We start from the raw sequence: 22,855 nt of genomic DNA on the forward strand, positions 1-22,855 counted from the left end.
CCGGGTGCATCTGGGTACCCGTATAAACAAAATGAACCACCCCCCCGACCCCGGGGGCCCGCGCCTCCTCCCCCGCCCCCGGCACCGGCGTCGAATGTGTTCCGACGACACGGCGGTCCGGCCGTCGGTACGACGCGTGTGCTGTCACCAGGTGTCCGTGGTGACGGCACCATGGGTGAATGCACATGGACGTGTACCTGGAGGCGACCATCGCCCCGCTGGATCCCGTCGAGCGGGGAAAGGCGGTGGTCGCCTGGTTCGAGGCGACGCTCTCCGGGCCGCTCGCCGATCTCGTGTGGCAGGAGGAGCGCGCCGAATCAGGCGTGTACACCAGGACCTCTGTGTGGCCGGCCGACGGCCGGAAACGTATTCACCTGCCTCACCTGGGAAGGAACCGCGATCGACTGGACGCGGAACTTGCGAAGAGTCCGGAGTGGGCCGTCACGGAGTTCTCCGGTGAAGACGTCCTGGGCAGGGTGCAGTGTTCCTGCTTTCCGGTGGAGGGAGAGTGGTCCCAGTTTGTCGTAGCCCTGGCAGCAGGCGCTTCACGGCTCGGTGACCCCGTGTACTGCACAAGCCTCGTGGACTTCCTCGCGCAGGCCCTCGACGATCTCGACCCGGCCTTTGCCCGGATCGAACGCGACATCTTCTCGGACTGGTCCAACATCGAGGCTGTCCTGAACCGTGACCTCGACGAATCTCTCCCGGAAGCACGGGAGTTCCTGCGTGGCTACGCGTGGGTGACGGTGTGTCCCGAAGAGCTGGCGGAGCGACTGGGTGGTCCCGCGGCACTGTCCGATTGCGGTGCGTTCCACCGAGTCGTCCCGCTCCGGGCCGGCGGGGTGCTGCTGCAGGCCACGGAGACGCCGGCCGGTTACACGGACGAGGCGATGGAGCGGGTGTTCAGGGCCCTGGCCCCCGTGCTTCCCGAGGGCGAGCCCTGCCCCGACCCGGCACACCCGGAGCACCGGTTCGTGCCCTTGGACGCCGCTCAGGTTCACTGAACGCCCGGGCAACACCGGCTCGGCAATGGCGGCTAGCGGAGCGCCGTCGCCCGCGCCCCGCCCGCCGCCAGCGGCGGCAGGAGGTCGTCGACCAGCGTCCAGGGGTGGGAGTGGGCCAGGGCGCGAAGGGTGGTGCGCAGTTCGGCCGCGAGACGGACGGCCTCGGAGCGGTGCAGCACCGAGGTGGCGAAGTCCAGGGCCAGCAGCGGGCGTTCGCGCCAGCGCAGCACCGTCAGGGCCGCGTCGGCGGTGGCACCGCCCAGATGGCCGTGGTGGAAGCGGACGGTGAGGCCGCCGGCCCGCACACTCGTGGGCAGCAGCTCGTCGTGGGCCGCGAACGTGACCCGGGCCGGAGCCGGCCGGGACGGGTCCTCGGGCAGCCCCAGCTCGCGTGTCAGCCAGCCGGCGTCGACCTCGGCGTACGCGAGCGCCTCGCTGAACGCGCAGGCCAGGCCGCGCAGGAAGTAGTCGGTCGTGGGCTCCACCTCGCAGCACAGCGGCAGCGTCGCCGTGCACGGCGCCACGGTGCGCAGCAGCGCGGCGGTGGGCCGCAGCGGCATCTCCGTGCCGACCAGCAGCCGGTCGACTCCGGCCCGCCGGCCCAGGACGAGCGCCCAGGCGGCCAGTACGACGGTGCTGTGCGGCACACCGGCCCGCCGGGCGGTCGCTTCCACCGCGTCGCGCAGTTCCTCGTCGATCCCGAACGGCAGCCGCTCACCACGGAAGTCGAAGACCTCGTGCCGCCCGGGACCCACCGGCGTCACCTGTGCGGGCACGTCCCGCAGCTGCCCGGCGCGCTCGGCGGTCAGGGCGCGCAGCGCGCCCGAGCGGCGCAGCGTCTCCGCGCGCCGGGCCACCGTGTCCGGGCCCGGCGCGGCCGTCCGGGCAGGTGCACGGGCGGGCGTACGGCCGTAGTCGGCGAGCAGTTCCTGCCAGACGAGCGCCGCGGACCAGGCGTCGGCCACGGCCTCGTGGTGCAGGAAGGACAGCAGCCGGCGGCCCGGCCCGAGCGGGGTCAGGACGAACGCCAGCGGGGGCCGGCCGGGCCGGCCGGCCAGTTCCTCCACGTCGGCGGCGAGGCGCGCGTGAACGGCGGCGACCGCGTCCTGCCCCGGGCCGGGCACCACGCGCTCCAGCGTGACGAGCGGTACCGGGCAGTCGGCGAGCACCCGGCGCACCGGCCCCGTGGCGGACGGCGTGAACACGGTCCGCAGCCCCTCGTGCCTGGCCCCGAGCGCGTCCAGCGCCGTACGCAGCGCCGCCGGGTCGAGCGGGCCGAAGACCTCCGCACTGAGGACGCGGTAGGCCGCGCGCGCCGGCCGGCCGGGCGCGAGGGCGGTGCGCTGTTCCGGCAGCGCCGGACGACGCCAGGGCCCCATCCGCTGCTCGGTCGGTACGGCCGGTACCGGCACCGCCAGGGCCAGCACCTCGGCGAGCGGGGCGGGCCCCAGCAGGAGCGCCAGGTCCAGGGAGAGCCGCAGCTGTTCGTCGGCGCGCGCCTGCAGGCGCATCGCCTGCTCGAGACTGCCGCCCAAAGTGATGAAGGGGGAGCCGGCGGCTTCGGCCGGCAGGGCGCCCGGGTCGTGACCCATCACGTCGGCGGCCAGGTCGAGCAGTGCCTCCAGGGGAGTCCGCATCGGCATCGGATGGCCCTCTCTGTGGCGGTCTTGCCCCGATCGTGCCGATCACACCTCGAAGACCGCTCGAGCATCCGTGCAGAAAGCCCGCCGACAGCACGGAACTTGCCAAAAGCAGGGACCCTATCATCGCTAGCTAGAGTTTCGCCGAAATGCTAACGTGGGGTCATGACCCCCCGAGAGCGCCGCCTTCGCGAGCAGGCCCAACGCCACCGGCTCATCCTCGCCACGGCACGCGAGATGGCCGAGGCGGAGGGCTGGGACAACGTCACGACACGGCGCCTCGCGGACCGTATCGAGTACAGCCAGCCCGTGCTCTACCAGCACTTCAAGAACAAGGACGCCATCATCCACGCGGTGGCGCAGGAAGGGCTCGCCGAACTCGCCGCCGCGCTGCGCGCCGCCCGCCTGGCTGCCGCGGGCCCCCAGGAGACGCTGGGCGCGGTCGCTCGCGCCTACGCGGACTCCGCCGCCCGCGGACCGGCCCTCTACCAGGCCATGCTGGTGCTCGACGCGGGCGCCGCCGGGCCGGAGGACGGCACCGGACAGGGCTCGCAGCCGTTCCTCGACGTCCTGGCCGAGATCGAGGAGGTGGTCCGGCCCGTGGCCGGGAACCGCGATCCGCGCGTGCTGGCCGAGGTGGTGTGGAGCGCCTGGCACGGCCTGGCCACTCTCACCGGCGGCGGCCGCCACGGCCGGGAGGCCACGCCGGAGCGGCTCGCCGTCCTCGCCGAGGCGCTGACCGACCCGGCCGCGCAGCTCGCCTGAGCTTGTTCGCGCGGCCGCGGCCGTTCGGCTCAGACCGGGGTCTTGGCGGGCTCGGACTCCTCGGACGGCGGCTTCGCCACCGCCTCGTTCACCCGCTTGCCGAGCAGCACGAACAGCAGGATGAGGCCGACGGTCAGCAGGATGTGACCCAGCCCCGCGATCAGCGGCACGGCCTCCGGTACGTGGTCACCGAGTACGGTCAGGCATCCGTGGACGGTCATCATGATCGTCGTGATGGCGATGCCGACGTTGTAGAACCAGAAGAACGCGTTGAACATCCGTGTTCCGGACAGCTGGAACTGCTTGTCCAGGGCCAGGATGATCAGGAAGCCCAGCATGCCCAGAGCCAGCAGGTGGGTGTGCACGACGGCCAGCTGGGTGTCCCCGGTGAAGTCGTTGGCCTTCGTGAATTCCCGGTAGAACAGACCGGAAACCACTCCCACGATCATGTAGACGTGTGCTGCGTAGTACGACTTCCGCATCGCGGCGCTCGCTCCTTGGGTCGTAAGGCGTGCCGACTGGCCTCATTCAAGCATCCGGTGACTGCCCATCACCCGGCCCCGCGAACCGTTTCCAGCGTCCGTCTGCCAGTTCTCGAGCGGTCCTGTAGCGGGAGCGCGGACCCGGCCACCTGTTCGACGGGCCGACCGCGAGACGGGATCGGAGCCGGGTCGGAACCCGCTTGAGCGAACGGGACGTACACCGGTGACGCGTCTAGCGTGACGCTTGCCCAGGGGGAGGAGGCAGCCATGGACGAGCGGCACGCCGCTTTGCACGTCCTGCCCCCGCTCGACGACCCGGCCCCGCTTCCGGAGCACCCGGAGCCGGCCCCGGCCCCCGCCGTGGAGGCGGCACGCCCCGTACGGGTCCACATCGTGGGCGCCGACCCGCTCGCCCGCGTCGGCATCCGGACGCTGCTGGAGGGACACCCCGGCATCACCGTCACCGGTGAGAGCGCGCCCGGACCCCAACTCGGCCTCATCCTGCGCTCATTGTGCCCGCAGGTCCTCGTCGTGCACGGCCCGCTGACCGCCGAACAGCGTGCCCGGCTGGCACAGGAGGCGCCGGACGGACTGCCCGTGCTCGTCGTGGGCGGCGAGGACGAGGACCGCGGCCCGGCGCACGGCCATCTGCCCGGTACGACGACGGCCGGCCAGCTCGCCGCCGCGGTCGTACTGGCCGCCGCCGGCTACACCCTGGTACCCGCCGAGGGCCGCTCGCACCCGCGGGCCCGGGTCTCCAGCATCAGCCCCGACGAGCTGACCCAGCGCGAGTGCGAGGTGCTCGAACTGCTCGCCCGCGGCCAGTCCAACGGCGAGATAGCCCGCTCGCTCACCCTCTCCGAGCACACGGTCAAGACGCACGTGCAGAACATGCTGCACAAGCTGCGGCTGCCCAACCGGGTGCACGCGGCCATCTACGCCTTCGAGACCGGCGTACGGCGGCCGGTCTGACCGTACGGCTCCACCCCCTGCCGCGCCCGGACGGGTTCCCCTCGTCCAGCGTGGGCCATCCGATGCCGCCGTCACGCTCAATCGCAGGCTTCATCGGGAACCTCCGAGGAAATCCCCGCCCTCGGGCGGGCAAGCACGTCGGGACCCGCCCCTGGCCGACGACACACAACACGTACGGACGTGACCGGGACTGTGGGGACCACAGGGACGGCGGGGCAGGCCGGGACAGGAAGGGCAGGCCACGGCCATGCTGCTCGACATCCTGCCCGGACCGGTTCGAGAACCGCCGGAGCATTGGAAGAGGCTCGCAAGAAGACCGTACGAAGGCCGCAAGAGAGCCGCGCGAGACGGACGCGAGAACCACAAGAGACCCAGGGCACGGGCCATGGCAAGGGTTTGCCCAGCCCGTTGCCAGCCCCCTACCGTTGACCCCGTCCCCCTTGCCCCATCCGTCCGCGGCCACCGCCGTCCGCGTGTCCAACCGAGGGAATGGTCACATGCTCCGACAGCCCGCGTTCGGCCGCCGTCTGAGGAAGCTGCGCATGGCCCAGGGACTCTCCCAGACCGCGCTCGCCGGCGACGGAATGTCCACGGGCTACCTCTCCCGGCTGGAGTCGGGCGCGCGCCAGCCCACCGAGCGCGCCGTCGCCTACCTCGCCGAACGACTCGGCCTGGAACCGGCCGACTTCGAGGAGCCCGCGGGCGGCTCCCTGGCCCACGCGCTCACCCTCGCCGCCTCCACCGGAGCCGGCGACGCCCTGGAAACCCTGCGCGAGGCCCTTGCCGCCGAGGGCCACGAGACGCCCGTGCTGCGCTGGCAGGCGCTGTGGCAACTGGCCCAGCAGCGAAGGGTGCAGGGCGACCACGAGGGCGAGCGGGAGTACCTGGAGGACCTGGTCCGGCTCGGCGACGAGGTCGGTCTCGCCGAGCTGCGGGTGCGCGGACTGACCCGGCTCGCCCGCTGTCTGCGCTCCCTGGGTGAGATCCCCGCCGCGCTCGACGCCTGCGTCACCGCCCACCACCTCGCCCGGGACGCCGAACTGGGCGTGGAGGACCGCTCCGCCGTGCTGCTCGCCCTGGTGTCCGTGGAGGCCGAGGCCGGCCGTATGCCGGACGCACGTGCGCACGCCGACGAACTGGTCGCGCTGGTCGAGGGCCGCTCGGACACGCTGTGGGCGGAAGCGATGTGGACCGCGGCCGCCGTCCGCGTCCGGCAGGGCGACTACCCGGCCGCGCAGGCCCACCTCGAACAGGCCCTGGAGCGGTTCAGCAGCACCGACGACCTGGTGCTGTGGCTGCGGCTCAGGCTCGCCGCGGGCCGGCTGCACCTGCAGAAGGTCCCCGCCGACCCCGAGGCCGCCCAGCGCTGCGTGACGGCGGCCGAGCAGGCGCTCGCCTTCGTCGGCACCCCCGGCCTGCGCCAGGAGCTGACCGCGCTCAAGGCCGACCTCGCGTTCCTGACCGCGCGCTACGACGACGCCCGCGTCCTGCTCGGCGAACTCGCCCTGGAGGAGCCGCGGATGACCTACCGGGACCGGGTCCGGCTCGACATCCTGCGGCACCAGCTGCGCATCCTGTCCGGCGACGACAGCGGCGTCCAGGGGCTGCGGGCACTGGCCGAACAGGCCCAGGCCGACGCCAACATCGACCTGGCCGCCGAGATCTGGCGCATCCTCGCCGAGGCCCTGGCCCAGTCCCAGGTCCAGCGGGGCTCGACTCCGTCTGCAGCGTCGGGGGCCACGCTCGGGGCCCCGGTACCCACGCAGACGGAGGGACGCGCATGAGGCACTCCCGTACGGCAGCGGGCCTCGCGGTGGCCGCACTGGCCACCGGTGTCGTCGCGGGCGGCGCCGAGACCGCGGCCGCCGACCAGACCGCGGCCCAGCGCATCACGACCCGGCAGCAGCTGGCGCACAGCCTGCGCCGGGCGGTCGCCCTGGAACGGGCGGGCACCGACGCGCCGCTGTTCCCCCGGGGCAGGGGAGTGGGGATCAACCCCAACGAACCCGCGTGCTGAGGGAGCGACGCAGGTGACCGGCGACGCCGTCCCGGCGTCCTCGGGCGAGGCACGAACCACGTGGTGCCCGAGCGGCGCCGCGCACGCCCCCGAGTCGGTGGTCCTGGGCGTACGCGCCGGCACCGACGGCCGGGTGAGCTACTTGGCCGAACCGGTCCCGGCCACCGAGGTCCTCCCCCTGGTGCCGCCGGACATCGAACCGCGGCGCGTCCTGCGGTTCGCCTCGCACTGCGTCGCCGAGTGCGTCAACCGGCGCGGCACCGACTGCACCTTGATCGAGCGCGTCGTCGCCGCCTACCCGGCCGCGCCCTCCGGCCCGGTTCCCCAGTGCCATCTGCGCGCCGACTGCAAGTGGTGGGCCCAGGCGGGCGTCGCGGCCTGCCGGCGCTGCCCCGCCATCGCCACCCGCCACCACACCGACGAGGACCTGGCCACGCTGGTCGCCGACCCGGCCACCACCCTGGCCCGGATCGACGCGGAGTTCGCGCGCGGCGAGTAACTCCCAGTGGCGCGACGGCGGTTCGACCGACGCTCAGCCGAGCTGCGTCAGGGCCGCGCCGTCGCCCGGTGCTGCCGCGTCGGCCGGTGGCAGTGCCGTGGCGTACAGGCGGACGTCGCCGAGGCGTCCGTTCGCGTATTCCCCGTAGGCCCCCTGGTAGAGGCGGCGGCCGAACTGGACGGGTCCTGCCGCGTTCCACGCGGTGCCGGCGTAGGCCTTGGTGCCCGACAGGCGGCCGTTGACGTACAGCAGCAGCCGGCCGGACCCCTCGTCGTAGACGCCGACGAGGTGGGTCCACTTGCCGGCCACGGCCTTGGCACCGTAGGCGGCGGTGAAGCCGGTGCCGGTGGCGTCGTCGTCGTGGCGGCCGAAGGCCCAGACCTGGGCTCCGGAGGAGTAGTAGAGCTGGAACCCGTTGGCGACGCCGACGGACGGGGCGTCGGACTGGGAGACGAACGTGGAGTTGGCGCCGGAGAGGGAGTTGAGCCTGACCCAGGCCGAGACCGTGAAGCTGCCGCTGGTGTCGACGCCCGGTCCCGCTGCGGCGGCGTAACCACTACTGCCGTTGAGGTTCAGCGCCGTTCCGCGGTCGGTGTCCGTGGTCCACGATGCTCCGCCGGCCAGGGTGGCGGGCAGGTCGCCGGTGGCGTCGGCGGCGGTGTGGCCGCTGCCGTCGTCGAGTTTCCAGCGGTGGGTGGCGGTGTCGGTGACGCTCCCCAGCCCCACGGGGTCGGTGAAGGTCGCGGTGGTGCCGGTCGGGGTGCTGCCGGGGTATTCGGTGAGCTGTCCCGCGGTGTCGGTGGCGTAGAGGTCCGGGTTGCTGTCGGGGCCGCCCGCGGCGCTGTTGATGTCACCGGGGGAGGCCACCGTTGGGTGGTCATGGGCTCGCAGCACCATGGACAGGGCCGTGGCGGGGTGGGCGTCCCAGCCGGTGGCGGCGCCGCTCGTCCAGTTCTGGGCCGCGCTGTTGTTGCAGGTGTAGAGGCGTACCTGGGTGCCGTTCGTCGTGCTGGCGCCCGGATCGTCCAGGCACTTGCCGGACTGCGGGTTCACCAGGCTGCCGGACGCTCCAATGGTCCACTTCTGGGCCGCGCCGCCGTTGCAGGTGTACAGCTGGATGAGGGTGCCGTTGTCCGTCGCGCCCCCGGTGACGTCGAGACACTTGCCGAGGACGCGGAGGGAGCCGTCGTCGTGCAGGACCCATTTCTGGGCGGCGGAGCCGTTGCACGCGTAGACCTGGATCTTGGTGTGGTCGGCGGTGTGGGCGCCGGCGTCGTCCAGGCAGATGGCGCCCCCCGCGGCGGGCCGCACGGCGGAGGTGAGGGCGGTGCGTACGGGGGCGTGCAGCAGCTTGGGCAGCTGACCGTTGCCGTCGCTGTCGAGAGGGAAGGTGTAGACGGTGCCGGAGACGTCGTCGCGGGCCCAGAGGGCGGGGGTTCCGCCGGTTACCTTGCCGTTTCCGTCGGCGTCCACGGTGAGCTTGCCGCCGACCCGGCCCGGTGCGATCAGGGTCAGGCCCGACCAGTCGCCGTCGCCGAGCAGCCGGGGGTGTCCCATGTGGCCCGTTCCATAGGTCTGGTAGATCCACAGCTTGCCGTGCTCGACGGTGATGACGGCGGGGTGGTCGCTGTTGCCGTACACGTCTCCGGCGGCGACCAGCTGTGAGATGTCCCAGGGCCTGTCGGGGTCGTAGCCCGCGTCCGCGCAGCGACTGGCGGGGACGGTGTCCGTGGACTCGCAGGGATCCTTGGTCACGACGTCGTACCGGCGGCCGAGGAAACCGGGGAACGTGGAGAAGGACTCGTGGGGGAAGGCCCCGTCGTCCTTGGGGTCGAGGTCGTTCTTCACCACGTACAGCTGGTTGGTCTTGCGGTTGTACGCCAGCAGGTCGTCGTGGGCGTCGCCGTGCAGGTTGCCGCGGTGGGCGATCAGGTAGTCGTTCCAGGTTCCGGTGGGGGCGCCGGCGGCGGTGGACACGATCACCGGGCCGGTGATCGCTGGTGGGGTGCCGGTGACGGGGCCGTCCTGGGCCGGCGCGGGGGCCTGGGCGGGGTCGCTGTTGCCGGGGATCAGTTCGAGGTCCCCGGTGCTCGTGGTGGCGAGCAGGTCGGGGCTGCCGTCGCCGGTGATGTCGCCTGGGGCGATCTTGGTCTTGGGGTTCCAGGGTGCGGTGAAGGTGTAACCCGCGGGGCTCTGGGAGATGTTGCCTGCCCGGTCCACGGCGGCGACGTACAGGGTGTGCACGCCCCAGTCCGTCACCGGAACGGTGAGGGTGCCGGAGGCGGTGGTGCCGGTGGTCGAGGTCACCTTGGCCGTGTGACCGGTGGTGGCGGTCGGCTGACTGTCCAGTTGCCAGAGGAAGTGGCCGATGCCGCTGGCCTTGCAGCCGGACGGGTCGCAGGTGTCGGCCGGGGTGTTGTCGGCGGCGGTCACGGAGAAGTCGGTGGTCACGCCGGTGCCCGCGTAGGTGTCACCGGCTCCGCTGCCGACGGGCGGGAAGTGCGGGTTGTCGGCGATGGCCGGGGTCTGTGGTGGGGTGAAGTCGGTGTCGAACCAGCAGTGGTCGCTGACCGGGGACTTCAGGTGGATGGAGGAGTTGTCCTGGGCGTAGACGTCCCAGCCGTATTCGTGGCCGTCCTTGAGGGTGAAGCCGATGGATGCGTCGGCGTCGCCGCCGGAGGACGTCGAGTCGCTGACCCGCTCGCCCTTGTCCACGGGGTCGCCGTGGGAGTCGAGGTCGGTGCGGTCCCAGAGATGGTAGTGCGCCTGCGCGTGCTCGCCGGAGATGTGGGTGGTGACGGTGGAGTGCAACTGGATGTTGCTGCCCGCGTCGTCGTACGTGGTGGCGCCGATCCACCCGATGGCGTCGCTGCCCGTGACACAGTCGCCGTCCGCGCCGAGCGGCTTGGGCGTGGTGCGCAGCTTGGTGGGTGTGTCCGGCGGGATGTCGAAGCTGGTGACGACGCTGAGGGTCTGTGACATCCGCAGGTAGTCGTCGTTGGAGCTGGCCTTGGACTCGTTGCCGAACAGACCGATCGTCCAGGTGCTCTTGTTGCCGTCGGCGATCTTCTGGATCTGGTCGTCCACGCGGAAGCTCGCGGTGCTGTTGCCGCAGTTGCTGTTCGCGCCGCTGGGGACGGTCGTCTTCACGGCGCTGTAGCCCTTGTCCTCAAGGGTGTCGGGCTGGTGGTTCCAGTCCGTGTCGGAGTTGATGGGGTCGGTGGTGTGCAGGGTGATCGGCTGGTCGTGGGAGCAGTCGAGGCTGGCCGCGTAGGTGGTCTTGACCTCGACCTCGGCCTTGATCACCGTCATGGACGAATCCAGGCCGCTGGTGTTGACGGCGTAGTAGGAGCGTTCCAGACCGATTCCGCAGGCGCCGCCCCACTGCTGGTAGCCGACGCCCTCGCCGTTGGTCTGCGGCTTGTTGTACTGCGGGGCGTCGGAGCATGCGGAACTGGAGTACACCTCGTCGAAGGCGCCGGACTTGCTGGTGACGGGGTCTTCGAACGGATCGATGTAGACGGGGTAGTGCGTGTCGGAGCCGTCGAGCCATGACGTGTCCGGAGCGAGAGTGATGGTGCTGGAGGTGGTGCTCATGGGCACTTGGCCGACCTGCGCACCGGGGCCGGGACCCGCCACGGAGGACGTGTCCGAAGGACTCGGGGCATCGGCGGCACGTGCGAGGGACGTGTTCCTGAGATGTGCCTGGGAGCCGGCCGACGAACTGCCGCTGGAATCCCACATCAGCGGCGGAGGACTCGTGTAGGACACCGATCCGTCCGGTGCGCTCGCCGTCATCCCACCGGCAGCGGTGGGCGAGAGGTCCAGCCCGTCGGTGTCCGTCGCCACGGCGAGTCTACGGACGCGAGGATCGGCGGCGGCCTTCGCGTCGTGGACCACCAGTACGTCGCTGAAGCCGCCCTGGTCCGTCACGGACACCGACAGGTCCACGCCGGGCAGCACGGAGGCATACAGTGCCGTGCTGCCGCTGACCCGAGGTACCGGCAGGTCGAACGGCATGGTCAGGCTGATGCGGTGGCCCGCAGGATCGGTGAGCGTTGCCAGCGGTCCGTTGCCTCCGCCGGACAGGCGTACTCCGCTGAGCGTGGCCTTGGGGGAGTAGCTCCCGTCGGCGTTGGCGGCGAGTGTGGCGTCCACCGGCACCCAGTTGCCGTCCTGACGGACCCGTACCGGCAGCACGGACGAGGTGCGGGTGAAGGAACCGTCCGGCTCGGCGGTCACGGTGTCGGTCTCGCTGGTCAGGGCGTCCACCGGAACGGAAGTGCCGCCCGCAACAGCCCGTGCCTGGGCGGCGAGCATCGGGTCCGAGGTGTCGACGGGATCGTCGGCAGTGAACCCGGCGGCGGGGACCACCAGTCCGGTGAGCAGCAGCGTGGCCACTGCGGGCAACAGCGTGAGTCTGCGGACGGACGACGGCAGCACGACAGAGCTCCTTCACACGACGGCACGACAGACACTTCAGGAAGCGGCTCGCTGGGCGTTGGTCAGGACACCCGCGACGGCGTGCGACGGTGACGGTCGCTCCCCCCGGCACAGAACGTACACAGGAAAAGCCAAACGCGATCACATACTTGTCATGCTATTGGCAAAAAGTCTTGATGATCGGTCAAACCGCTTCCTAACCTCCCGTCCTGGATCACGCCGACCACGTGACCTTGCAATCAGCGGACCATCAAGTCCGTTTCATACGGGGGGACTTCTCACGTGGGTGTGCGAAGAACGCTGACGTTCGTCTCGGCACTTGTCGCCACCATGGCGTTGCTCGTGACCGCGGCGGCCGCCCAGGACGGCATCGGGCCGTACGTCTTCCACGGCAAGATCTGGAACCCGAAGCCCCTGCCCGTCACCCCGGGCGTGGGCCACCACGCGCTGCACCGCCCACGGACCGTCCACCCGCACGGCTACCGCGCGCTCACGCGCTACCGGTCCGGGTCCGAGCAGGCCTGGCCGAAGCCCGGTTCCCGTACCGTCGCGCTGGACGCCAAGCCGGTCAAGGCGGGATCGCTGCCCCTGTGGGTGGTCCCCGCCGACAAGGCGACCAAGCCCGCCAAGCCTGCCAGGACGGCCGAGGCGACTCCAGCGGGCAGCGACAAGGTACGTGTCCGACTCGCCTCCCGAAGCACGGCGTTGCGTGCGGGCGCCGATGCCGGCCTGCTGTTCGGCCTGGGGAGCACGAAGTCCCCCACGACCAAGGTCCGCGTCGTCGTCGACTACTCGTCGGTCGCGAAGGCCTACGGCGGCGGATACGGCTCTCGCCTCACCCTCACACGCCTCCCGGCCTGCGCCCTGACCACCCCTCAGCGGCCCGCCTGTCGGACGCGGACCCCCTTGAAGTCCGTCAACCGGGCCACCGCCGACCAACTGACCGCCACGACCACCGCCGACTCGGCGATCGGTGTGACCTCGGGCAGCCGCGGTTCCCAGGGCGACTACTCCGCCACCTCGCTGAGCCCCTCGGGTACGTGGCAGACCAGCGGCACCGGCGCCTACACGTACTCGTACCCGATCGACGTGCCCGCCGGAGTCGGTGACACCGGACCGTCGGTCGCGCTGTCGTACGACTCGCAGTCCGTGGACGGCGAGACCTCCGCCCGTAACTCCCAGGCGTCGTGGATCGGTGACGGCTGGGGCTACCAGCCCGGGTTTGTGGAGCGGACGTACCGCCCCTGCGGCTCGCTCCTCGACTCGGACGGCAAGAAGATCCTCAAGGGCTCGGGCGACGAGTGCTGGGGCGGAGACAACGCCACGGTCTCCTTCGGATCCCACTCCGGGCGTCTGGTGCCCACCTCCTCCTCCGGGGCCCCCGGTGAGATAAAGGAGTTCAGGCTCGAAGGCGACGACGGCACGGTGGTGCAGGAGCTGTCCGGCGCCGCCAACGGCCTGCACGACGGCGTCTACTTCCGGGTTCTCACCACCGACGGCACCGCCGCCTACTTCGGCGCCGACCACGCCCCGACCGGACCCGGCACCTCGGGCACCGCCTCCTCCACCTCCGGCGACGACACCACCCACGCCGCCTGGGGCGTCCCGGTTCTGCACCCGCGCTCCTCCGACCCGTGCCACAGTGACAGCGACGGCAAGAAGTCGCGCTGTGACAAGCCCGAGGGCTGGCGCTGGAACCTCGACTTCGTCGTCTCGCCCGCCGGCTTCGTCCAGCGCTACGACTACTCCACCGAAACCGGCTACTACGACCTCGGCGGCGGCCAGGCCGCGGCGACCAGCGACACCGACGACACCGGCACCCTCACCTCGTACACCCGGGGCGGCACGCTCACCTCGATCTCGTACGGCTACACCCTGGATGACGAGCAGGCCGACCGCACCCCGGCGGCCCAGGTGGTGTTCACCTCCGAGCAGCGCTGCCGGACCACGTCGTCCTTCACCGACTGCTCGGCCGGCAACCTCGACGACAACACGGCCCCGCACTGGCCGGACGTGCCGTGGGACCTGCACTGCGACTCGACCGACAAGACGAAGCTGCCCGACGACGCCACCAAGGTGCCGACGGACGTCTGCATCGTCTCGTCACCGACGTTCTGGACGACCACCCGGCTGGACAGCATCACCACCAAGGTCCACGTCAAGGACGGTTCGACCGACAAGCTGATCCCGGTCGACAGCTACGACCTGGGCCAGGTGTACTCCGACGCGGGCGGCGCCGTCGACCCCGTCACCGGCACCACCGTCGACCCCAAGGACGCCGGTTCGCTCCAGGCCGTGATGTGGCTCCAGTCCATCAAGCACACCGGCAAGGACACCTACAGCAACGGCAACAGCGACATCACGCTGAACCAGGTCTCCTTCACCGGCACCGAGATCGACAACCGGGTCGACGACGACTCCCCGTCCGCCCCGCCGCTCTACCGGCCCCGCATCTCCAGCGTCCAGACGGAGACCGGCGAGTCGATCACCGTCGAGTACAACCAGAACCCGTGCGCGGACAAGAAGCTCGACATCAAGAAGGCCGACTCCAACACCGACTCCTGCTACCCCGTGTACTGGACGGTGCCCGGCGACTCCAAGCCGATCGCCGACTGGTTCAACAAGACCACCGTGCACAGCGTCACCGTCGCCGACCTGACGATCGCCGCCCAGTACAACCCTGATTCGTCCAAGATCCCGGCCGGTTCCGAGGCCCAGGTCTCCACGTACTCCTACTCGGGACCCGCTTGGCACCGCGACGACTCCGACTTCACCGACGACCAGTACCGCACCTGGGACCAGTTCCGCGGCTTCCGCACCGTCACCGTCCGCACCGGCAAGGCACCCGAGCCGGTCACCCAACTCACCACCACCTATCTGCAGGGCATGGACGGCGACTACAAGGCCGACGGCACGCGCCGCTCGGTCAGCCTGGACGCCACCGTCGGCGGCAAGACCGTCACGACCGTCACCGACGCCGACCAACTCGCGGGCACCGCCCTGCAGTCGGACACCTATAGCGCTTCCGGCGGCACGGTGAACGCGTCCACCGTCAGCGGCCCGTTCACCTTCACCACCACAGCCCACGCCGACCGGACCCCGTGGACCGGCTGGACACAGGAGGACAACCCCGGCGACAGCAAGCCGGCCACCTCCACCCTGCCCGACCTCACCGCACGCCGGATCCAGTCCAGCCAGAGCCACGGCTACGCCCTGCTCGCCGACGGCACCTGGCGGCACACCCGCACCGACACGGCCTACGACGACCAGGGCCGCGTCCAGTCGGTCGACGCGCACGGAGACACCTCCGTGGCCGCGCAGGAGAAGTGCACGACAGCCGACTACGCCTCTCCGTCCTCCTCGGCGGGCAACGGCATGCTGCTGTCCTACCCGGACCGCGTCACCACGGTCTCCGGGCCGTGCGGCACCAAGCCCGGCACCGACACACTGCTCTCCGACAAGAAGATCTACTACGACGGCGACGGCTCGGTCAGCGACCTCGGCGGCTACGGCACCGTCACGCACCCGCATGTCACCGGCACCCAGATCGCCACCGGCTACGGCAGCGACGGCACCGAGAACTGGCGCACCACCAGCGGAATCGCCTACGACGGGGCCGGCCGTGCCACCGACACCCTGGACGCCACCGGCAAGGGCACACACACCGACTACACGCCCAAGTGGTCGAGTTCCGGCGGGAACACCAACCCGACCGGCATCGCCTCCACCAACCAGAAGCAGTGGAAGGTCACCTCCACCCTCGATCCGCTGCGCGGCCTCACCACCGAGAACGTCGACGCCAACAACCGCGTCACCGACATCACCTACGACGCACTCGGCCGCCGTACCGCCGTCTGGCTGCCCGGACGCGACAAGGCCACGCAGGGCGCGGACATGAAGTTCGCGTACTCGATCAACCCCGGAGCGGTGCCCGCCCCCGGCGGCACCATCACCCAGCCCGGCGACCCGACCTCGGTCACCACACGCACCCTGCGCGAGGACGGCACCTACTCGACGTCGGTCAGCATCTACGACGGCATGCTCCAGCCCCGGCAGACCCAGACGACCGCCGACGGCGACTCGGACTCCGGCCGGATCATCTCCGACACCTTCTACGACTCCCACGGCTGGGCATCGGCCTCGTACGCGCCGTACTCGGAGCCGGACCACGCCCCCTCCACCACCCTCTACGCGGCCAACGAGAACGAGATCCCGGCCGAGACCACCACCACGTACGACGGCCAGGGCCGCGCGACCGCCAGCACCCTGTGGCACCAGGCTGTCAAGCAGTGGAGCACCGGCACGTCGTATCCGGGCGCCGACGAGACCGACACACTCCCGCCGGCCGGTGGCTCCCCGACCGCGACATTCACCAACGCACTCGGCCAGACCGTGAAGTCCGTGGTGAAGAACACCGACGCCACGGTGACCCTCAAGGGTGGCAGCGTCATCCCGTCCGGCACCTCGCTGACCTCCAGCAGCGTCCGCCTGACCATGCAGGCCGACGGCAACCTCGTGCTGAGCGCGCTGAACACGGGCAAGACGATCTGGTCCAGCGGCACGAACGGGAACCCGGGCGCCTATGCCCAGTTCGGCACGGACGGCAACCTGGCCGTCTACACCGCCTCCGGCACGTCCAAGTGGAGCACCGGCCTGACCGGTGCCACGGGCGCCACCTTCCAGGTCCGGGCGGATTCCACTGTCGCCGTGGTCGGCGGTGACGGCAGCTCGACGCCGTGGAAGCAGGGCACGGCAGGTGCGGTGCCGGCCGCCGACGCCACCACCCGCTACACGTACACCCCCGCCGGACAGGTGGACTCGATCCGCGACAGCGCCGGCAACAGCTGGTCCTACAAGTACGACCTGCTCGGCGAGAAGACGTCCCAGACCGACCCCGACGCCGGCACGACGACCTTCGACAAGTACGACGTCACGGGCAACCTGCTGCAGACCACCGACCCGCGCGGACAGGTCCTGTCGTACGCATACGACTGGGACAACCGGGCCACCGCGGAGTACACCGGACCCTGGTCGGCGACGCCCGACCCGGCCAAGCAGCTGACCTCCCGTCTCTACGACACCCTCGCCAAGGGCTATCCCACCTCCTCGACCCGCTATGTGGGCGGGGCGAGCGGCAAGGCGTACACGGAGGCCGTCACCACCTACAACACCGCCTACCAGCCGCTGGGCGCGACTCTCACGATCCCCTCCGCGGACGGCTTCCCGGGCACGGCGGGCAAGGACACCGGCACGGTCACCTACGCCCTGGCCTCCTCCTACACCCCGAACACGGGCCTGCTGTCGACCACCGACTACAAGGCCGACGGCGGGCTGCCCGCGGAGCGCGTCGGATACGGCTACACCCTGCAGGGCGTCCTGGACGGCTTCGGCGGCGACATCAGCGTCTCCGACACCCCTTCCTACCTCGACGGCACGGTCCACGACCCCTTCGGCCGGGTGCTGCGGGCCAACTACGGCCCGGTCGGCAAGGAACTGGCGACCTTCGCCCAGTACGACGCCACCACCGGCCGCACCACACAGACCAGCAGCATGGTGCAGACCTCGGCCACGGCGCTGGACGTCGTCAACTACCGCTACAACCAGGCGGGCGAACGGACCGCCACCGACGACCTGCAGAACAACACCACGCACGACACCCAGTGCTTCACCTACGACTCCTTCCAGCGGCTGACCGCCGCCTGGACGGACACCGCCGGGATCACCGACTCCGGCAGCGCCCCCGTGGGCGCGGTCGGCGGCTGCACGACGGCCTCGGTGCAGACCAGCACCGCGCCGGTGAAGACGAAGACGGTCGGCGGCCCGGCGCCGTACTGGCAGACGTACACCTACGACCTGCTCGGTGACCGCACCGGCATGGTCGACCACGACACCAGCGGCAACGCGCTTGCCGACACCACCCAGGCCACGGCCTACCCCGGCACGGACGGCACGACCGCCGCCACCCACCCGAACCAGGCGGGCGCCACCACTACCAGCAACCCCGGCACCGGATCGGCCACCCAGACCCCGTCGTACACGGACGCGGGCGGCAAGAACGCCGGCAACACGATCAGCCGTGCGACGAAGACGACCGGACCGCTCAGCACCGCCTTCACCCTCACCGGCGGCGGCAAGCTGTGTGTGGAGGAGACCGGCTCCGGCGCGAAGGTCGAGGTCAGTGCCTGCAGTTCGTCCTCGACCGCCCAGAAGTGGGCGATCAGCACGGACGGCACGGTCAAGGCGGGTGGCTTCTGCCTGGACACCGCGGGCAACGCCACCGCCGCCGGCACGGGTGTCGTCGCCGACGCCTGCTCCACCGACGCCACCCAGAAGTGGCGCCTGACGGCCACCGGCACCCTGGTCAACGCGGCCAAGAGCACCCTGTGCCTGACCGACCCGAGCGCCAGTGCCACCAAGGGCACCCAGCTGACCCTGACCACCTGCGGCGGCAAGGGCCAGACCTGGTCGACGATCAAGGCCGGCGCGCTCCCCGCCGGTCAGACGCAGACGTTCACCTACAACGAGGAGGGCCGCACCTCCGCCGTCTCCACCCCGTCCGGCACCACCGACCACACCAGCAAGTACCTGTACGACGCCGACGGCAACCTGCTGGAGCAGACCGCGTCGGTCGGCGGCACGGACAAGACCCGCATCCTCTACCTCTTCGGCGGCGCCGAGCAGTTGACCCTGGACGTGTCGGCCAAGACGTGCACGGGCCTGCGGTACTACACCGGGCCGGACGGCACGACGATCACACGCTCCAGCACCGGCAATGTCACCTACCAGGTGGCGAACGGGCAGGGCACGGCGACGACGGCCGTGGACGCCTCCACCCTGGCGGTCACCCGCCGCTACTACGACCCGTACGGCAACCCGAGGGGCACCGCACCGTCCACCTGGGTGGCACCGGACGAGAACCACGGCTTCCTCGGCAAACCGAACGACACCACGACGGGCCTGAACCTCCTGGGCGCCCGCAACTACGACCCCACGCTGGGCCACTTCCTCACCGTCGACCCCCTCTTCGAGGCCGGCGACCCCAACCAGATGGGCGGCTACACCTACGCTGGCGACAACCCGGCGTCGGGCAGCGACCCGACCGGCACGATCCTGGTGAACCCCGACGGCACGCAGTGCAGCGGCGGCTGGACGAAGTGCGGTGGCGGCGGGGGCGGAGGCGGAGGCGGCAGTACCAACACCTCCAGTGGCACTGGCACCAATACCTCAGGTGGTGGGGCAGGAACAGGTTCAGCACCACCGGCCCCCCATCACTCGTCCTCGTTCATGGACAAGGTCGGCAACTTCTTCAAAGGTGCCGTCAACACGGTTGCTGAAGGAATCAACCCGGACTGTTACCTCGCCGGAGTCTTCAGCGGCGCTGCCGACTATTGCAACGACGTCTTCAACGGCGACTTCAAGGACACCGACTCCTACAAGACCGGTCAGGTCGCCGTGTGGCTCGGCAGCGCGGGCCTGGGGGCCTGGGCCTCGGAGGGCGAAGAGGCCAACGCCGGGCGCGCCAGTTTCTCGGACGCCGACAGCAGCGCGGCAGCGAGCGCAGGCGCGGGCGCCAAGGCGTTCAACGAAGCAGCCGCCGATGCTGCGGACCTAGTCGCCCAGAAGCGGGCAAATGCAAGGGCCCGAACCGAGCAAGCGACCAGAGAGGCGGACGCGTCGGCAGCCCGCCCGAGCGAACCGGACACCGGCTCGTCGGGGACAGCGCCCGCCAAGGCCGGAAGGTCTGGGAAGTGCAGCTTCTCGCCCGATACGCCCGTCCTGATGGCAAAGGGCAAGACCAAGCCGATCGGCAAGATCAAGACCGGCGACAGGGTTGAAGCAGCCGATCAAAAGACGGGTAAACACGTAGGCGCCCGCACGGTCCAGCACGTGTGGATCAACCACGACCACGACCTGCTCGACCTCACCATCCGTACCGAGGGCGGCCGCACCGCCACCCTCCACACCACTGCCAACCACCCCTTCTGGGACGACACCACCCACACCTGGGTCCCCGCCGGCAAGCTCCAACACGGCGACGCCCTCAACACAGCTACCAATCACCACGCGTACGTGGTCGCCACCGGCCCCAACCCCGGCGCCGCCAACCGCTGGAACCTCACCGTCCAGCAACTCCACACGTACTATGTGGTGGCGGGCGGCGTCCCGATTTTGGTCCACAATACGAATGCAAGTTGCGTAGTCGGCAATGGTGATGATCCCGTTGTCCTGTATCGATCCCCGGGCACGGGCAACAGGGCCAGCGAGGCGATTGGCTTGAATCCAGCTAATCATTCCGGCAATCACCCTACTGCGTACCTGTCCAATCTGCCCGAGGGTGCTGCACATTATGCGGGCGATGGACATGACCTTGGGATGCATGTTTTCGTGATGAAGCCAGGGTTTAGAGAGGCCTTTGGGATGGGGCCCAACCAAGAAGGGAGTCTAGAGTATAAGCTGGAGAATTCAATGGGACTGACGGAAGGGCTCACTGAATGGCGGATTCCGGCGAGTCGATTTGATGAATTCAACTCGTATATTGATCACGATTTGACGGAATGGTGGGATGCGGCTGACGGGCACTTCTTCCCGCCGCCTGGATCGATACATTCTCCGTGATGCCGCTGGAGTGGGATGATTCTGGGCTGGGTCATCCCACTCATCGCATGGAAAGGTAGTGCTCAGGTGACTGAGTCTGGTGGTTCTGAGCGGTTCGCTCGCTTCGTAGAGCATTTGAGCATGACGCTTGGCGCTGCTCCGCAGGTTCGTGAGGTCACGCCGCGTGCTCCAGATGACGGGCGGGTCTTCTCGGTGGTGTTCGCGAACCGCCCTGAGCTGGGATTTATCACTGGCTTTACATATGGGCTCTCGACGCTGGCTGACTCGCCGGCCTTCGGGCGTGAACTATGCATCACCATGCGCTCGGATAGTCACGAATGGGCGATGGTTCCGGCTGTCGCTGTCGCCGCCTTGCGTGGCTTGTGTCCCTTCGTTCCCGGGATGGTCATCGGCTACGAGAAGCCGTATGTTGAGGGTTCGGGATTGAGTAGCCTTCTCTTGGGGTTGCCTGAGCCTAGGCTGCACCTGGAGTCGAAGATTAACTTGGCAGCCGTGCCAGGGCGAGATGCTGACGATCTCATAGAAATCGTCGGAGCTTATCCGATCTACCCTTCGGAGCGGAAGTTCTTCCATAGGCACGGAGCGGAAGTGGCATGGGCATCTGAATGGGATCCTACCGATCCGATTCGGCCCGCCCTTATCTGATGGCAGAGGCCCCACCGGACTTCTCTTCCGTTCTAGAGATCTTTATGGGTGTGGGTTACGTGGGGTCGTGACGGCTGTCGTGGGCCGTGCTATGCCGTAGGGATGAGGTATCCCGATGGCGGAGGGCTGACAGTTGAGGAGCGGATTCGGCGTGAGCGGGTCAGGTTGGCGGCCGCTGATCTGATCGAGGCGGGGGCCAGTGACCGGGAGGTGGCCCGGCAATTCAGGGTGACCAGGATGTCGGCGAACCGCTGGCGGCGCGCGTTGGCTTCGGGTGGGCGGCAGGCCCTGGTCTCCAAGGGGCCGGGCGGTGCCCGATGCCAGCTCGATGCGAGTCAACTACGTATGCTGGAGGCGGTATTGGATGCCGGACCGGCCGCTGCCGGCTGGAGCGACCAGTGATGGACTCTGGCGAGGATCGCCGAGGTCGTGCGACGCGGGTTCGGCGTGGAGTACACCCTGGCCGGGCTGGACCTGCTGCTGCACCGCATCGGCTGGAGCGTGCAGGTCCCCTCCCGTGAAGACCCGGCTCAAACGGATGCAGTACCGACCCGGCCTCATCGACTGCCTCATTGCCAAGACCGGCCTCGACTTCCAACCGCCATAAGCTCAGCCATTGAAGATCTCTAGTGATCACGCGATCCAGTCGATGATGTTCGTGGTCCGAGCCCCTCGCGGGAACACCTCTCAGCTCACTGGGAGCTTCCGAGCCCCTTGCAAAGACCGAGGAACCCGCGGGCAGCCGGGGTCACGAACGGCTGATCCGATGATGGGCCATCAGAGCCCTTCCATTAGGGAGTCGCGTGCCTCCACGGCTGTGACCACCAGCAACACGCACTCCCGACGGAAGGACGTGAAACAAGCCCATGAGGATCTACTGCGGAGTGAGTCCCCGCTTGTTTCGGGTGGAAGCGATGGACGCGGCAGCGTGCGGGTCGGGTCGGTGTAGTCCCGCGGGAGCTGGATGCCGACGGGCAAGGCCGTCCCGTCCGGGTCGGCTGTCGAGACGAGCAGCGCCCGGATGTACTCGTTCCAGGCGTCGATGAAGTTCAGCAGCCCAAGGGTCAGCCGCTGCGGGGAGCGGCATGGCGAGCGCCGCGATGCTGCTGACGCAACGTCAGTGGACGGCTGTTACGGTGTGCGGCATTTCGAACCGTTTGAAGCGCACCTTGGCGTCCGCCGTCAGAGGGGCCGCCATTGTCTTCGGGCTTGTCATGTACTGGTTGGCTCGGGGCGCTTCGCCGACTGGAATGGCGCCATGGGCGATCGGCTTCGCTGCGCTTTTTGCTGGGACCACCTGGTACACGTGGTGGTTCTACGGTCAGTCTCCGAAGGCGCTCGCGCTCCAGGCGAAGGCGGAAGCGAAGAAGACCCAGCGCCTGGGACAGTGAGCTGCTTCCAGACTGCCGTCCGAGGGCGAGCGCGGTCTCTCGCGCACGATCGGGTGGCGGCGAATGAGGCGGGCTCATGCCGGCATCCGGCCTTCGGCAGCAGCGACTTCGACGGATGAGCCCGCATCGCACCGCCCCGGATCGGCGGAGCGGTCACTCCGCGCGGTCCGAGCCGCCTCGGACTCACGGCTGAAACGCGGCGCGAACGGACGAGCGCCGGTCCGCGCGGCGGCGTACGCCTGCTGACCGGCGAGGAAGGCCCGCCCGAGCGACCGAAGCGACCGAAGCGACCGGTTCCCGCTCACGGGCGGTGCGGCCCCCCCCCCCAAGGCGTGGGGCCGTGCCCCCCCCGCGGTGTTAGAAAGGGGGGGGGGGGCGGGA

The 22,855-nt window shown here is 69.9% G+C and carries 14 protein-coding genes; 11 read left to right on the forward strand and 3 right to left on the reverse strand.

Going from position 1 to position 22,855, the window contains the following annotated elements; translation table 11 throughout:
* Positions 1-185 precede the first annotated feature (185 nt).
* Entirely contained in the window at positions 186-1,004 is an 819-nt protein-coding gene (locus tag ACFW2E_RS14640) for a hypothetical protein (RefSeq protein ID WP_384466254.1), read from the forward strand.
* Between the two features lie 32 nt (positions 1,005-1,036).
* Here ACFW2E_RS14640 and ACFW2E_RS14645 read toward each other — a convergent pair whose 3' ends face one another.
* The gene (locus ACFW2E_RS14645) at positions 1,037-2,641 is read right to left on the reverse strand and encodes a condensation domain-containing protein (protein WP_384466256.1); all 1,605 of its coding nucleotides are present in this window, start codon (positions 2,639-2,641) and stop codon (positions 1,037-1,039) included.
* 168 nt (positions 2,642-2,809) lie between these two features.
* Between ACFW2E_RS14645 and ACFW2E_RS14650 the strand changes: the two genes are divergently transcribed.
* Entirely contained in the window at positions 2,810-3,409 is a 600-nt protein-coding gene (locus ACFW2E_RS14650) for a TetR/AcrR family transcriptional regulator (RefSeq protein ID WP_384466259.1), read from the forward strand.
* Positions 3,410-3,438: 29 nt separating this feature from the next.
* Here ACFW2E_RS14650 and ACFW2E_RS14655 read toward each other — a convergent pair whose 3' ends face one another.
* Positions 3,439-3,891, reverse strand: coding sequence for a DUF2871 domain-containing protein (locus ACFW2E_RS14655; protein WP_384466261.1), 453 nt, complete (start codon positions 3,889-3,891; stop codon positions 3,439-3,441).
* A gap of 267 nt (positions 3,892-4,158) precedes the next feature.
* Between ACFW2E_RS14655 and ACFW2E_RS14660 the strand changes: the two genes are divergently transcribed.
* The 4 genes from ACFW2E_RS14660 (at position 4,159) to ACFW2E_RS14675 (ending at position 7,379) form a co-directional block, all read left to right on the forward strand.
* Positions 4,159-4,863 carry a response regulator transcription factor gene (locus ACFW2E_RS14660; RefSeq protein ID WP_384466263.1) on the forward strand — a complete coding sequence of 235 codons (705 nt, stop codon included), beginning with the start codon at positions 4,159-4,161 and terminating at the stop codon, positions 4,861-4,863.
* 497 nt (positions 4,864-5,360) lie between these two features.
* Positions 5,361-6,647, forward strand: coding sequence for a helix-turn-helix domain-containing protein (locus tag ACFW2E_RS14665; protein ID WP_384466265.1), 1,287 nt, complete (start codon positions 5,361-5,363; stop codon positions 6,645-6,647).
* On the forward strand, positions 6,644-6,880 hold the full coding sequence (locus ACFW2E_RS14670) for a hypothetical protein (protein WP_384466267.1): 237 nt from the start codon (positions 6,644-6,646) through the stop codon (positions 6,878-6,880). The genes ACFW2E_RS14665 and ACFW2E_RS14670 overlap by 4 nt, the downstream gene beginning before the upstream one ends.
* Before the next feature lie 13 nt (positions 6,881-6,893).
* Positions 6,894-7,379, forward strand: a complete 486-nt coding sequence (locus ACFW2E_RS14675) for a hypothetical protein (protein WP_384466269.1) — start codon at positions 6,894-6,896, stop codon at positions 7,377-7,379.
* Positions 7,380-7,412: 33 nt separating this feature from the next.
* On the opposite strand, the gene ACFW2E_RS14680 is transcribed toward ACFW2E_RS14675, so the two are convergent.
* Positions 7,413-11,822, reverse strand: a complete 4,410-nt coding sequence (locus tag ACFW2E_RS14680; protein ID WP_384466271.1) for a ricin-type beta-trefoil lectin domain protein — start codon at positions 11,820-11,822, stop codon at positions 7,413-7,415.
* 282 nt (positions 11,823-12,104) lie between these two features.
* Here ACFW2E_RS14680 and ACFW2E_RS14685 point away from each other — a divergent pair, with 282 nt between their 5' ends.
* The 5 genes from ACFW2E_RS14685 (at position 12,105) to ACFW2E_RS14705 (ending at position 22,474) form a co-directional block, all read left to right on the forward strand.
* Complete coding sequence (locus ACFW2E_RS14685; RefSeq protein WP_384466273.1) at positions 12,105-20,438, forward strand: polymorphic toxin-type HINT domain-containing protein; 8,334 nt, start codon at positions 12,105-12,107, stop codon at positions 20,436-20,438.
* A gap of 15 nt (positions 20,439-20,453) precedes the next feature.
* Positions 20,454-21,083: a suppressor of fused domain protein gene (locus ACFW2E_RS14690; protein WP_384466275.1), complete on the forward strand. Its 630-nt coding sequence runs from the start codon at positions 20,454-20,456 to the stop codon at positions 21,081-21,083.
* Between the two features lie 102 nt (positions 21,084-21,185).
* A complete protein-coding gene (locus ACFW2E_RS14695) occupies positions 21,186-21,485 on the forward strand; it encodes a helix-turn-helix domain-containing protein (RefSeq protein WP_384466278.1) in 300 nt (99 codons plus the stop codon).
* A 45-nt stretch (positions 21,486-21,530) separates the two neighbouring features.
* Positions 21,531-21,713 carry a hypothetical protein gene (locus ACFW2E_RS14700; protein ID WP_384466280.1) on the forward strand — a complete coding sequence of 61 codons (183 nt, stop codon included), beginning with the start codon at positions 21,531-21,533 and terminating at the stop codon, positions 21,711-21,713.
* Positions 21,714-22,168: 455 nt separating this feature from the next.
* Entirely contained in the window at positions 22,169-22,474 is a 306-nt protein-coding gene (locus ACFW2E_RS14705) for a hypothetical protein (protein ID WP_384466282.1), read from the forward strand.
* Positions 22,475-22,855: the final 381 nt, after the last annotated feature.

The sequence above is a fragment of the Streptomyces sp. NPDC058964 genome (assembly GCF_042741275.1).
GTDB lineage: Bacteria > Actinomycetota > Actinomycetes > Streptomycetales > Streptomycetaceae > Streptomyces.